Source organism: Aneurinibacillus sp. XH2 (genome assembly GCF_001439585.2).
Taxonomy (GTDB): domain Bacteria; phylum Bacillota; class Bacilli; order Aneurinibacillales; family Aneurinibacillaceae; genus Aneurinibacillus; species Aneurinibacillus thermoaerophilus.
Genome location: NZ_CP014140.1, coordinates 2,110,528 through 2,123,995, shown reverse-complemented (window position 1 = coordinate 2,123,995; position 13,468 = coordinate 2,110,528). Strand labels below are relative to the sequence as shown.

The window sequence follows — 13,468 nt, the reverse complement described above, 5'->3', positions numbered from 1 at the left end:
TCCTCCTTAATACGTTTGGTATACTGCAGGACAATTCTCCGGAACGGGCTGGAAAAAGCAATGAGATTTATACCGGCCAGCATTCGGTTGGTTGAACCATTGAGCAGGACAATCTTCTGTCGGTTTAAAGAACCACAAAGAGAAGCTTGCCGGATGGTATCGCTCTCCATTAATTACTTTTCTTGCTAGACGAATCTCATTCGCTCTTGCCCGTTGATAAAAATATCCCTTTTGTGTAGCTTCGAAACCACCAGGATACTGAAATACCATTTGTCGAATGTCGGTAATGGGTTGGAAATCAAGGCAATTCGCTCTTACGCGATTAACGCCGACATTTCCGACCATAAGCATGCCTAAATTACCTTCGCCTTCTGCTTCCGCGCGTATAAGCCGGGCCAGCAATTTAACGTCCTCTTCTGTTGCACGTACAACAGCCAATTTTTTCACCTCCCGCTTCCTTACTTATCATATTGAGGAAACGAGAAATTGGTGATTCGCCTATACGTTTTATGGCATTTGTTTTATTATGAAAAAGTGGTTCGTTATACACAAAGTGAAGGAGTGAAAAGCATGGCACAGGATGTGAAAAAGACTACGATTGGTTTTGTCGGCACCGGGGTTATGGGCAGAAGCATGGCCGGTCATTTGTTGAAAACCGGTTATCCGTTGCTTGTCTACAACCGCACCAAGGCCAAGGCAGAAGAACTGATTGCGGCCGGAGCGGTTTGGAAAGACACGGTTGCTGAACTGGCGCAAGAAGCTGACGTTATTATCACGATGGTTGGTTATCCGAAAGATGTTGAGGAGACGTATCTAGGTGAGAACGGGATTTTGCCGCACGCCAAACCCGGTACATATGTTATCGATATGACTACATCGAGTCCGCTTCTGGCAAAGAAAATCTATGAAGAAGCGAAGAAAAAGGACATTCATGCGCTGGATGCACCGGTATCCGGCGGTGACATCGGGGCACGCCAGGCAAAACTGGCTATTATGGTTGGTGGGGAAAAAGAAGCATTTGAAAGGATGAAGCCGATTTTTGAGCAAATGGGGACGAATATCGTCTACCAGGGAGAAGCCGGCTCCGGACAGCATACGAAAATGTGCAATCAGATCGCTATTGCGTCCGGCATGATTGGCGTATGTGAAGCAATGGTATATGCGAAGCGAGCAGGTCTTGACCCGGAAAATGTTTTGAAAAGTATTGCCACCGGCGCGGCTGGAAGCTGGTCGCTTAGCAATCTGGCGCCGCGCATGTTGAAAGGTGACTTTGCGCCGGGCTTTTATATTAAACACTTTATTAAAGATATGGGGATCGCGCTAGAAGCCGCAGAAGAAATGGGAATGATGACGCCGGGGTTGAAGCTGGCCAAGTCGCTGTACGACGAGCTTGCGGAGAAAGGCGAGGCAAATAGCGGCACCCAGGCATTATACAAATTGATAGACCAGCAGTTATAAGACGCCAGGAAAAGTAACTTGGCAGAAGAGCTAACAGCCCTGATTTACTGCGGCAAAACGGTAGATCTGCTCGCATCTTTGGGCATTGGTGTTACCGCTAAGCAAAAATAAAAAACGGTAACAAGGAGGAGCACTAAGTGATGAAGCCGTTGTCTTTGATGTTTTTGGCTGTGCTATTGGCGTTGCTGGGGAATGGTTTTCCCGTTGGTGCGGAAAGCGCCGCGTCGAAAAAGAGCGCCTATGTGGATGTGGCGGTGGCTACCTTGTGGATAAAACCGGATATTGTCCGCCCTGTTGATGCTCCGTCGCTCACACATCCTGTCGATATGTGGAAGTGGACGCGCTCCATGACGCTGGAAGAAAAACTTGGCTTGGTTCCAAAACTGGAGACACAGGCATTGTACGGAAACAAGGTCACAATTTTGGAACGAAAAGGAAAGTGGGTGAAAGTGGCGGTACACGGTCAACCCACTCCACGCAATGCACAAGGATATCCCGGCTGGATGCTGGCTACCCAACTGACATATAACGAACGCTTTGCCGCAAAAGATGGCCAGCCGTTTGTGCTGATCACGTCTCCGACAGCGAAGTTGTACAACTCGGCTACTTTAAAACATGAGGAAATGGAAATTAGCTATAATACGCGCCTGCCTTACGAACACGAAACGAAAGACGCCTATCAAGTACTGAAGCCGGACGGTAAGCATGCTTGGGTGAAGAAGCAGGACGCTAAAGTGTACGCGTCAATGAAAGCTATCCCGAAACCGACCGGAGAGCAACTTGTGAAGACGGGTAAGAAGTTTCTTGGTTTGCCGTATTTATGGGCAGGAATGAGCGGTTTTGGATTCGATTGTTCCGGCTTTACGTTTACGGTATATCAGTCGCACGGCATAACTATTCCGCGCGATTCATCCGTACAGGCGAAATACGGAACGCCGGTGGCGAAAGAAAAACTTAAGCCGGGGGATCTTCTGTTTTTTGCGTATAATCAGGGGAAAGGCAAAGTTCATCATGTGGCAATGTATGCCGGGGATGGTATGATGATTCATTCGCCGAATTCGGCGCGTACGGTGGAAATCATTCCTGTAGATACGCCAGAGTACGCGAAAGAATTTGCCGGCGCGCGGCGCTACTTAAAGTAGACAAAGCCCCCCGCCTACACGGAATAAGGCGGGGAGGGGGTAGTTACTTACATTTGGCGGGAGGACGGGAGCGTTTCGTCGCCGTATATTTGGCATTCCTTGAGAGGAATGACTTTTGTGTTTTTGGCGAATTTATAGCTGAGCCACAGCACGATGAATAGCGGTAGTCCAATGTAAGAGACGAGCACGCCATTCCAGTCAATGGTTTCTCCCGTAAACGCTGAGTAATTTTGGCCGAGGATGACAATAAGACAGAGGACGAAAGCAAAAATTGGACCGAACGGGAACCATTTCGCCCTATAAGGTAGCTTGTTTACATCGTACCCTTGCGCGAGATAAGCTTTGCGGAAGCGGTAATGGCTTATGGCGATCCCGATCCAGGCAATGAAGCCTGACATGCCGGATGCGTTTAAAAGCCACGTATACACGACGCCATCTCCAAATACAGAAGCAAGGAATGCGGCTGCACCTACGAATGATGTTAAAAGCAGGGAGTATACCGGAACGCCGCGTCGGTTCACTTTTGCGAACAATTTTGGGGCTTTCCCTTCTTTGGCGAGTGCCCACAGAATGCGTGTGGAAGCGTACATGCCGGAGTTGCCAGCGGATAGTACAGCCGTCAAAATCACGGCGTTCATGACCGATGCCGCGAAGGCAAGCCCTGCTTTTTCAAACACGATCGTAAATGGACTCATGGCAATGTCTTCGATGCCATCATGAACCAGGTTTTCGTTGTTGTACGGAATAAGCAGACCAATAACCAGAATCGCCAACACATAAAACAGCAAGATGCGCCAAAACACTTGCCGAATTGCTTTTGGCACATTTTCTCTCGGATTATCGCTTTCGCCGGCCGCAACGCCAAGCAGTTCCGTTCCCTGGAACGAAAAGCCCGCGGCCATGAAAATGCCAAGCATAGCCATAAAGCCGCCGTGGAATGGTGCGTCATCTACGGTAAAGTTTTTAAATCCTATCGCTTCACCGCCCATAATACCAATAATCATGAGCAGACCAATAACGATAAAAATAATGACGGTCGTTACTTTAATCAGCGCGAACCAATATTCCGATTCCCCGTATCCTTTTACTGATAAATAGTTTAAGCCGAACATCAGAAGAAGAAATAAAGCACTCCAGAGCAAGGACGGGCTATCCGGAAACCAGAATTTCATGAGCAACGTTCCCGCAGAGAGTTCTGCCGCGATCGTAATCGCCCAGTTATACCAATAGTTCCAGCCTAGCGCGAACCCAAGCGCCGGATCGACAAACCGGGACGCGTAGGTGCTGAACGAACCGGATATTGGCATAAATGTAGCCAGCTCGCCAAGGCTTGTCATAAGAAAATATACCATGATGCCAATCGCGATGTATGCGGTGAGCGCGCCGCCCGGACCGGCGTCATGAATCGCGCTTCCGCTTGCGAGAAACAGACCGGTACCGATCGAACCACCGAGAGAAATCATGGTAAGATGGCGGGCTTTAAGTCCGCGTCGCAACTGTCCTGCAGACGCTTGCTCGCGTGGCTGTGAGGAATTCTCCGTTGTTATTTGCATCGCAAAAACACTCCTTTTACTGTTGTGGTATGATGCTAAACTAAAGGAAGGAGTGCGAAATAAAAAATGCCGCCGGAAGGAAATCTCCGGCGGCATTACGTAAAATCCGCATCATACCTTCCATGAAGATAGCGCATCACGTTCGTTCAGAAAGCAAACGTGACAGTTCTGCCCCTGTTCGGTGACAGCCCCAGCCCGCGCGCACGGAGAACGCACACAGACTTCGGCGATTTTTCCTTTCCGACGAATTCATAGACGTTCTCCGCGTCTCTCCCGCCGTACTTATAAAAACCGCGACCTCTACCTCATCTATATGATGATGAGGATTTTTTCTATGAATTTACATAAACAAAAATAAGTATAGTAGAAGTTGAATGATAAATCAATACTTGAAAATTTGGAATGAATTATTGACCCGAAGATGCGTACATCCGGTAGGGTGTAATAACCGTTTGTAAAATAAATTTTGATAGAGATGATTGGAAGGGGCTTATATCATACAGAATTGATACATGTTAATGGAAATACTTATCATTGAATGTGTTTCTTTCGAAGACAAAAGTAAGCAGGACGAGAATGGATACTACCTGCTTCGCGCAAGGTGCATCCGCTTCTCTTTTTCACTCCTCCTGCCTTTTTTGTTTTATTGTATGATACAATAAAAACAAAAAAGGAGCCATGTGTCCTGCTTTTATACGATCACTTGTTTTCTCAACGTTTTTTTCAGTTCTTTTTTCAGGCGCGGGTCAATCGTCTTCGCTTTCATGATCTGCTCGTATGCCCGGCATAGCGAATGCCAGTAGGACGCGTTATTGCGCTCTGGAGCTGTCTTCAAGAACGCGATATAATGCCTGACTGCCTGATCGGTGAGTGGTTTTTTCAGCATTTCATCCGTCACATAGACCATTTTGCGCTTTTGTTCGTCTTTGTACGCCACATACGAAAAGCCGATAATGATACTGAACATGAAGAAGATACAAAGAATTTGCATCATCATTGTTAAACCTCTTTCGTTTTGAACATGAGTTTTGTTCTAGCCATGCCACAGCATAGCAGAATTTATACCTTTTGGCACTAGGGTTTTTGTTTTTTTAAAAAATTATTCAAGAATATGGGGATTATATGTTTATACCTCCAGATACTTTCGCGCAATCAGCCATTCGAAAATGGGTTGAAAATCAGAATATTTCGCTTGTTCAAGTTGCGGGACGTTTGCGGGAATTGCTATACCAGTTTGAGCTTGCGGGGGACAAAAAGCGTGCGGAGCGATGCCGGGATTTGCTCGACAAAGCGGAAGCATCCGAGTTTGTCATCGCATTTTGCGGTCATTTTTCGGCTGGCAAATCGACGATGATTAATGAGTTGATAGGACATGATTTATTGCCAACAAATCCAATTCCGACAAGCGCTAATGTGGTGAAAGTCAAGACAGGGCCTGCGCGCGTGACAGTGACGTTTAAAGAACAGGGGGAAGTGAATGTTACCTACCCGTATGATATGCAAGAAATTCAGGCATATTGTACGGATGGTGATCGGGTAGACCGGGTGGAAATCAGTTACCCAAATGACCAGCTTCCGCCGGGGGTGACAATTCTCGATACGCCAGGTATTGATTCGACAGAGGATGCGCACCGGGTGGCGGCGGAATCGCAGTTGCATACGGCTGACCTTGTACTGTATATCATGGATTACAACCATGTCCAATCTCGGGTGAACAAGGAGTTTATCGAAACGCTGCGAGAGCAAATGAAACCAACCTGGCTCTTGGTCAACCAGATCGATAAACACGTGGCGTTCGAAGTGCGGTTTGCCGAATTTCGGAGCAAAGTTGAGGACGTGTTTACAGGGCAGGAAACGGACGCTTTTCCGCTTTTTTTTACGACAGTGCGTGAGCCGGATCATCCGCACAATGATTTGCCGCTTGTAAAGCATCGATTGGCGGATGCGATCGTCAAGAAGCGGCGTCGGATCGTGGAAACCGTGCTTACAGCAGCTTGTTTGCTGATGCGCGATCATTTAATGTGGCGCGAAGCGACGCGGCGGCCGGAGATTGACGCATGTCATGCGAAACTTGGCACATATCGGATGGAAGATGAAGAACGCATCGCCCGTGAGTTGAGAGAAGCAAAAGAGCGTGAAGCGGCGCTTTCCGAGGAAACCGAGCGGTTTGAACAGGAATTTTTGGCCCAACTTGAGCGGTTGCTTAACAACGCGAATTTGATGCCATATCATACGCGCGAACTGGCGCGTGCGTTCGTTGAATCAACGCAAGTGAGTTTTCGTGTCGGTCACTTGTTTTCGGGTCGCCGGACTAGGATCGAGCGGGAGCGGCGGCTTGCGCGCTTTCACAAAGAGGTATGTGAGAATGCGGCGACATATATTGATATTCACCTTAAAAAAATGATGCTTGAACATCTGGAAGTATACGGGGTGGAAGACGAAAAGCTGCGTCGCTCCATTTACGAAATGAAAGTGCCGATTACGAAAGAATGGTTAACCGGTTTGCTAAATAGGGGCGCGCTGTTTAACCGCGAGTCTGTCATGCGCTATACTTCTGTTGTCGCAGACGCGATTCGCAGGCTGTATTCTGAAATGGCAAAGGAGAAAATGGAAGCAGCGCTGGCTAATTTAAAGAAAAACCGACAGAAAAAAGCGGACGCGCTGGCGGCAGCGCGCAGGAAGCTTACCGAAAAGCTCACGGCAGCGCGGACGCTGCGGACGATAGCGGAAGGACAGGTGCGCGCCTTAAAACAGATGATGGCCGCGCTTGACGGAGCGCGGGATGAATACCATCCGATTGAAGAAGAGGTAGGGGATGTGTCCGCCGCATTCCTGGCGTTTGCCTCGCGTGGAAGACGGGAAAGGGCAAGAGCACGGGTACATATCGGGCGCAAACAGGGAACAAACAGACGCTCGCGCAAAGAAAATGCCGGGCAAATAAAAGCGCGTGCTGGCGCTGCGGTGCAAGCCCTTGAAGAAAGCGCCCGCCTGCTTACGTCTTTACCCGGTTTCCATGAGACGGCGCAAGAGCTTGCGGCGCGTGCGGATCGGATGAGAAGGCGGCAGTATACGATCGCCTTGTTCGGTGCATTTAGCGCCGGAAAATCATCGTTCGCTAATGCCTTGTTAAAAGACATGGTATTGCCTGTATCACCACATCCGACAACCGCGACGATTAACTACGTGCTTCCGCCGGCGGAAGGGCATCCGCATGGTACGGTCGTGGTTAAATTTAAAAGCGAAAAACAGATGTTGAGCGATATGAATCAGGCGCTCGAGCTTTCGGAGCGGCATGTGTCTTCGTTCGCTGAATTGGAAGCACTGCTCGACGCGCATGAAACATTCATGCGGAAAAGGAAGGAAAAACGGGTGAAGGCGGAACGGGAACCGGGCGCTATGGGGCAAGAAAGCGGACAGGCGGAAGCCGAAGAAGAGCGTGACCCGTTGGAATTGTTACGGGATGAACATCTCTTTTTCTTAAAGGCGGTGCGAAACGGGCTTGCTTGGATGCAGGGTCGCTTTGGAACGGAACAGAAAGCGACGCTGGAGGAAATGCCTGCGTTCGTCGCCGTGGAGGAACGTGCCTGTTTCGTGGAACAGGTGCAGCTGTATTACGATAGTCCGCTGGCGCGTCAAGGCGTTATTCTCATAGATACGCCGGGCTCCGGTTCGCTGAATGCGCGCCACACAGAGGTCGCGTTCAATCACATAAAGCATGCGGATGCGGTCGTGTTTGTAACCTACTATAACCACGCGTTTTCGCGCGCGGATCGTGAATTCCTTATTCAGCTAGGCCGCGTAAAAGAGCATTTCGCCAAAGACAAAATGTTTTTCATCGTCAATGCGGCTGACCTAGCTGGTTCTGAAGACGAGATCGACGACGTATTGGCTCATGTGGAGCGCAATCTGCTTGCCTGTGGGATTAGAGGAGCCCGCCTATATCCAGTATCAAGCCAAATCGCCGTATTGGCCGAACGGCACGCACGTGGGGAATTGACGGAACAGGAAGCAGCGCTGTACCGCAAGCTAACGGGTACGGGATCGGACGAAGTTCCCCTTAATGGCGCGGAAGGACGGTTTTTTTCCGGGATTACGTTGTTTGAGGAAGATTTTTATCGGTTTGTAATGGATGAATTGACCGAGGCGGCGGTGGACGCGGCATATGAAGAGATCGGACGCGCGCTTGCAATTCTGGACGCTTGGCGCACGGAGGCACGGGCCGGAGAAAAAGAACGGCAGGAAAAACGAGTACAGGCCGATAGGGCAAGACGCGATTCGTTGGATGTAGTCAATCGATTGGATACAGAGATTGAGCGCGGGCTAGTCGAGCAGGAAATTGAAGAATTGCTCTATTATGTGAAACAACGCGTATTTTACCGGTACTTTGACGAGTTTAAGATTATTTTTAACGCGGCGGCGTTTTCGGATGAAAAAGAGGAAATGCAGACCCTGTTGCGTCGCTATACAAACGAGATGCTCCGCTTTGTTGCGTTCGATTTAGCGCAGGAGATGCGGGCGACTTCGCTTAGGATTGAAAACTTTCTTGCGCGTATTTTGGGCGGGATTCGTCTCCGGGCGGAACGAGAACTCCAGGAAGTGGATGGAGGGTTCGCGCTTCCGGTGTATGAAGCGCCGGAATTTGCTGCGCTGTCTTTTCCGGCTGGCTTGCATGAGTTGAACGCCTCAGCGTTTGCTGATTTACTCGCCCCATATAAAAGCCGCAATGCTTTTTTTGTGGAAGAAGGGAACCTTAGATTGCGCGATGCGCTCGAAGTTCGGTTGCGGGAACCGGTAAGCGAATATGTGACGGATTGCGAGGTGCGGATGAAGCGGGCGTACCTTCCAGCCTTTGATGAAGAGGTGGCTCGGATATGTCAGGAGATACGACGAAAGGTGGAAGAATACTATACGGGTAAGCTAACTGCGCTTGGAATGACCACTAACATTCAAGCGCTTGACGATGCGTATGAATTATTGCAAAGACTTTATCATTCGCGCCCTAGACGAACAGCATCCACTTAAAAAAGTGATATAAACACTATGCAAAAATTATATAACGTTGTATAATAAAAAAAGTTATAAAGCATGTCCCCTTTTAGCCATTCTATCGTGGTAGTTAGTGTGGCACATTTTTCGCCCTGGAAACAGGGCTTTTTTTTATCGTTCGAGAAATACGTTTGTTGATTATCCAAGGCCACCTTCATTCTCGATTGATTGCAAAGAACGGTTCCCCGGTTTTCGACAGGGAGTTTTCCGGAACGCGGGCAACGTGGTTAATGAACTTCGGGATTACCTGTGATACAATTTTTGAAGATTAAGGAGGAGATCCGTTGTATAAAGTGTTCATAGTCGAGGATGAACCAAAAATCGCTGAAATGCTGGCCGCTCATCTGGAAAAGTACGGATATCAACCGTATGTTGCCTGCAATTTCAAAAATTTGAAGCAAGAGTTTCTGGAGGTTCGCCCGCATCTTGTTCTTTTGGACATTAACCTGCCTTATTTCGACGGGTTTTACTGGTGCAGGCAAATCCGCACGGTGTCCAATGTGCCGATCGTTTACGTGTCGGCCCGTTCGGGCGAGATGGATCAAGTGATGGCAATCGAAAACGGCGGGGACGACTATTTGACCAAACCGTTTCATCTCGACGTCGTACTTGCAAAGCTGAAGAGTTTGTTGCGTCGCACCTACGGTGAATACGCCTACTCGGTTTCTTCTTCAGACATCCTCGATCTGTCCGGGCTGGTGCTCGATCGTTCTCGTTTTACCGCGGAGTTCAGAGACAGATCGATCCATCTGAGCAAGACCGAGTTTCAGCTGTTGGAGGCGCTGGCACGAAAAGCGGGACAGGCCGTAAGCCGGGAGACACTGCTGGAGACGCTATGGGATGACACTACATTTGTGGATGATAACACGTTGACGGTGAATGTAACTCGTCTTCGCAAAAAGTTAGAAGAACTTGGCCTGGGGGATTGCATCGAAACGATTCGCAGACACAGGTACAAGTTGAACGTTCAATGGGCGGATGAACAAGCAGCGTGGATGGGAGGAGAGGAACCGTGACCCTGGCCCGCTTTCTTTGCGATCGTCTGCCACTTTTGTTGCTATACTCGGGCTCGTCCGCATTGGTGCTATTGTTTCTGTGGTTAGGTTTGCACTTTCGCGGGGTGGGCCTGACAGTATCCGAGATTGCATACATGGCGATTTTGCAAGCTTTCGCCGCGTTCCTGTATCTCGCTTATGACTACATTCGGCATCGGCTGCTCTACAGACAGTTGAAGACCTCTGGCAAAGATTTCGATGATGTGCTGCGCATCATGAGTCCGGTCACCGGCGAGGAAGAAGCATTGGTGCGCCGTTTGCATGACATGCATCGCGTGTATGCGACCGAACTGTTGAAGCACCGGCAGAGTCAGGAGCGCCATCTCGAATACGTCCAGATGTGGGTACACCAAATGAAAACGCCCGTGTCCGTCATCGCCCTTCTTCTGCAGCAGCCTCCAGATACGGCGGAACCGGAGCGCATCCAAGTGGAAACGGACAGGAAATGGCTGCATTTCATGCTGCAGCAGTTGATCTCGAATGCGCTGAAGTATTCGAGGTTAACCGGACGCACCGGGCTGTCCCTCGACCTTCGGGTTCGCCGGGAAGGCCGCGCTGTTTTGCTTCAGGTTGAGGACGAGGGGGTTGGTATACCCCCGGAAGATTTGCCGCGTATCTTCGAACCGTTCTTCACAGGCGAGAACGGTCGTCTGACGAAGGAGGCGAGCGGCATGGGACTATACCTGGTCAAACAGGTGCTCGACCGGCTGGGGCGCCGCATTGAAGTATCGTCTTGCCCGGGGGAAGGTACGACCGTGACGATCGTGTTCGAAACGCGGTCGCTGACAAAATTGACATGACAAAATCCAGGCGAACCTTGCAAAATTGTAAGGTTCGTCTTTCGTTTTGTAAGCTTGAGCAATGTAAAAAATGACCGGTTGCGGTACTATAATGGAGCCAACAGATAGCCAAAATGTAAAGAAGGAAGTAATGATAGGAGGAAGATACCATGCAATTGCACACAAAAGCATCCGGAGCCGCCGCACCGGTTTTGCACGCTGAAGCATTGACCAAAATTTACGGTTCAGCGAAAAATGCCGTTCTCCACAAAGCGCTGGACGAGGTAAATCTGAAAGTGTATCCCGGCGAATTTGTCGGCATCATGGGGCCATCCGGTAGCGGCAAGACGACGCTCCTCAATCTGTTGGCGACGATCGACCGGCCGACGTCGGGCAGGGTGACGATAAACGGAATGAACCCTGCAACCATGAGCGCGAAGGAACTCGCGCTGTTCCGCCGCCGTCAGCTCGGTTTCGTTTTCCAGGATTTCAACCTGCTCGACACGCTCTCGATCCGGGAGAATATTTTGCTTCCGCTGGTGCTTGATAATGCGAAATCGAAGGTTATGGAAACAAAACTGGAAGAACTTGCCCGCCACCTGAACATCAGCCAAATTCTCGATAAGCGGACGTACGAGGTGTCGGGTGGACAGCAGCAGCGGACAGCGATCGCCCGGGCGTTGATCCACGATCCTGCCCTCGTGTTGGCGGACGAACTGACCGGCAACCTCGACTCTAAGGCGGCTCACGATGTCATGAGCGCTCTGAAGGACATGAACGAGCAGCGCGGCGCAACGATTCTGATGGTGACGCACGACCCGTTCGCGGCCAGCTTTTGCAAGCGCGTCCTCTTTATCAAAGACGGCAAGTTGTTCTCGGAGATCCGCAGAGGAGATAACCGACAGGTATTCTTTCAGCATATTCTTGATGCGCTGAGCGTCCTGGGAGGGAATTTCAGTGAAGTTTCGGCATCTCGCAACTAGCAACATTCGAGGCAACTGGCGCCAGTATACAGCGTTCTTTTTTAGCAGCGTTTTCTCGGTTATGATCTTTTTCCTTTACGCCCAGTTCATATTGCACCCGGATGTCGTGGGGGGGGGAAGCTGCAGGCAGCCAATTACGTGAAACAAGGAATGGTTGCCTGCGAATACATTATCGTCATCTTCTCCTTCTTCTTTGTGTTGTACTCACTGTCGGCGTTCCTAAAGTCACGGAGCAAGGAATTCGGTTTGCTGTCGCTGTTCGGCATGACGAATGGCCAAATCCGGCGAATGGTGCTGACGGAAACGATGGTTATCGCTGCTTTGGCGACCACCGTTGGCATCGGACTCGGTCTGTTGTTCTCGAAGTTGTTTTTGCTTGCGTTGAGGGAAATTTTCAAAGGCGCGCGTTAGGCGACTTACGAGACGCAGATTTGTGGAATCGAATTTAATAACCGGAAACAGGTACGTGAGCTGGATAGAGCAGCTCCGGATGGAATTTTCAAATTTTCGCTTATCATGGAAACAGGTGCCGCTGTTATGTTATCATCGTTATGTCAATACTTTCGGGCAGACAGGAGGAATTGAGCATGATTCACAGCATGTCGAACAACGCGGTCCTGGCGAACGGCGTCAAAATGCCGTGGCTCGGGCTAGGCGTATGGAAGATGAGCGAAGGCGGCGAGGTGGAACAGGCTGTCAAGGCGGCGGTTCGTGCAGGGTACCGAAGCATTGATACCGCGGCCGTCTATGGCAACGAAGCAGGCGTGGGCAAGGCGATCAAGGAGTGCGGCGTACCCCGTGAACAATTGTTTATTACAACGAAAGTGTGGAACAAAGATCAAGGTTACGATTCCACGCTGAAGGCTTTCGAAGAAAGCCGAAACAAGCTGGGTCTCGAGTATGTCGATCTGTATCTGATCCATTGGCCGGGAACGAGCAAGTTCAAGGAAACGTGGAAAGCTCTTGAAAAATTGTACAAAGACGGGCTTGTCCGCGCAATCGGGGTAAGCAATTTTAAAGTGCACCATCTGGAAGAGCTGATGGCTGACTGCGAAGTAGTGCCGATGGTGAATCAGGTCGAGTTTCACCCGCTGCTGACGCAGCAGGAGCTGCGCCATTTCTGCAAGGAGCACCGGATTCAGCTTGAAGCGTGGAGCCCGCTTATGCAGGGACATCTCGATTTGCCGGTTCTGACCGAACTGGCCGGCAAATACGGCAAAACGCCGGCACAAATCGTTCTGCGCTGGGATTTGCAGCACGGTGTGGTGACAATCCCGAAGTCGACCAAAGAAGAGCGCATCCGCGAAAATGCGGACATCTTCGACTTCGAGCTTTCGCTTGAGGATATGGCGGCACTCGATGGTCTGAACAAGGATCACCGTTTCGGCCCTGATCCGGATCAATTTTTCTGATGACTACAGCCCTCCTTTACGGAGGGCTTTTTTCTACCTC

11 protein-coding genes and 1 riboswitch are annotated in these 13,468 nt (G+C 50.0%); of the genes, 8 read left to right on the top strand and 3 right to left on the bottom strand.

The features are described from left to right. Window positions 1–6: 6 nt before the first annotated feature. Complete coding sequence (locus tag ACH33_RS10510; RefSeq protein WP_057900335.1) at window positions 7–438, bottom strand: cell wall hydrolase; 432 nt, start codon at window positions 436–438, stop codon at window positions 7–9. A gap of 78 nt (window positions 439–516) precedes the next feature. Here ACH33_RS10510 and ACH33_RS10505 point away from each other — a divergent pair, with 78 nt between their 5' ends. Together ACH33_RS10505 and ACH33_RS10500 are read left to right on the top strand one after the other, a co-directional pair. Continuing rightward, on the top strand, window positions 517–1,458 hold the full coding sequence (locus ACH33_RS10505; RefSeq protein WP_257721567.1) for an NAD(P)-dependent oxidoreductase: 942 nt from the start codon (window positions 517–519) through the stop codon (window positions 1,456–1,458). A 140-nt stretch (window positions 1,459–1,598) separates the two neighbouring features. Beyond that, window positions 1,599–2,600 (top strand): C40 family peptidase, encoded by a 1,002-nt coding sequence (locus tag ACH33_RS10500; protein WP_082706003.1) that lies wholly within the window; start codon window positions 1,599–1,601, stop codon window positions 2,598–2,600. Between the two features lie 47 nt (window positions 2,601–2,647). On the opposite strand, the gene ACH33_RS10495 is transcribed toward ACH33_RS10500, so the two are convergent. Beyond that, window positions 2,648–4,153: an amino acid permease gene (locus tag ACH33_RS10495; RefSeq protein ID WP_057898979.1), complete on the bottom strand. Its 1,506-nt coding sequence runs from the start codon at window positions 4,151–4,153 to the stop codon at window positions 2,648–2,650. Between the two features lie 121 nt (window positions 4,154–4,274). Next, a riboswitch (Lysine riboswitch) is annotated at window positions 4,275–4,464 on the bottom strand. A gap of 380 nt (window positions 4,465–4,844) precedes the next feature. Beyond that, window positions 4,845–5,150: a hypothetical protein gene (locus tag ACH33_RS10490; protein WP_057898978.1), complete on the bottom strand. Its 306-nt coding sequence runs from the start codon at window positions 5,148–5,150 to the stop codon at window positions 4,845–4,847. A gap of 125 nt (window positions 5,151–5,275) precedes the next feature. Between ACH33_RS10490 and ACH33_RS10485 the strand changes: the two genes are divergently transcribed. The 6 genes from ACH33_RS10485 to ACH33_RS10460 all read left to right on the top strand — a co-directional run bounded on the left by ACH33_RS10485 (window position 5,276) and on the right by ACH33_RS10460 (window position 13,428). Then, a complete protein-coding gene (locus ACH33_RS10485) occupies window positions 5,276–9,175 on the top strand; it encodes a dynamin family protein (protein WP_057898977.1) in 3,900 nt (1,299 codons plus the stop codon). A 308-nt stretch (window positions 9,176–9,483) separates the two neighbouring features. Then, window positions 9,484–10,215: a response regulator transcription factor gene (locus ACH33_RS10480; protein WP_057898976.1), complete on the top strand. Its 732-nt coding sequence runs from the start codon at window positions 9,484–9,486 to the stop codon at window positions 10,213–10,215. Next, window positions 10,212–11,054, top strand: a complete 843-nt coding sequence (locus ACH33_RS10475) for a sensor histidine kinase (RefSeq protein ID WP_057898975.1) — start codon at window positions 10,212–10,214, stop codon at window positions 11,052–11,054. Before ACH33_RS10480 ends, ACH33_RS10475 begins: the two co-directional genes overlap by 4 nt. A 149-nt stretch (window positions 11,055–11,203) precedes the next feature. Next, on the top strand, window positions 11,204–12,016 hold the full coding sequence (locus ACH33_RS10470) for an ABC transporter ATP-binding protein (RefSeq protein ID WP_057898974.1): 813 nt from the start codon (window positions 11,204–11,206) through the stop codon (window positions 12,014–12,016). A gap of 138 nt (window positions 12,017–12,154) precedes the next feature. Continuing rightward, window positions 12,155–12,427 (top strand): FtsX-like permease family protein, encoded by a 273-nt coding sequence (locus tag ACH33_RS20110; RefSeq protein ID WP_236781858.1) that lies wholly within the window; start codon window positions 12,155–12,157, stop codon window positions 12,425–12,427. Between the two features lie 176 nt (window positions 12,428–12,603). Beyond that, window positions 12,604–13,428 (top strand): aldo/keto reductase, encoded by an 825-nt coding sequence (locus ACH33_RS10460; protein ID WP_057898972.1) that lies wholly within the window; start codon window positions 12,604–12,606, stop codon window positions 13,426–13,428. The last annotated feature ends 40 nt before the right edge of the window (window positions 13,429–13,468 follow it).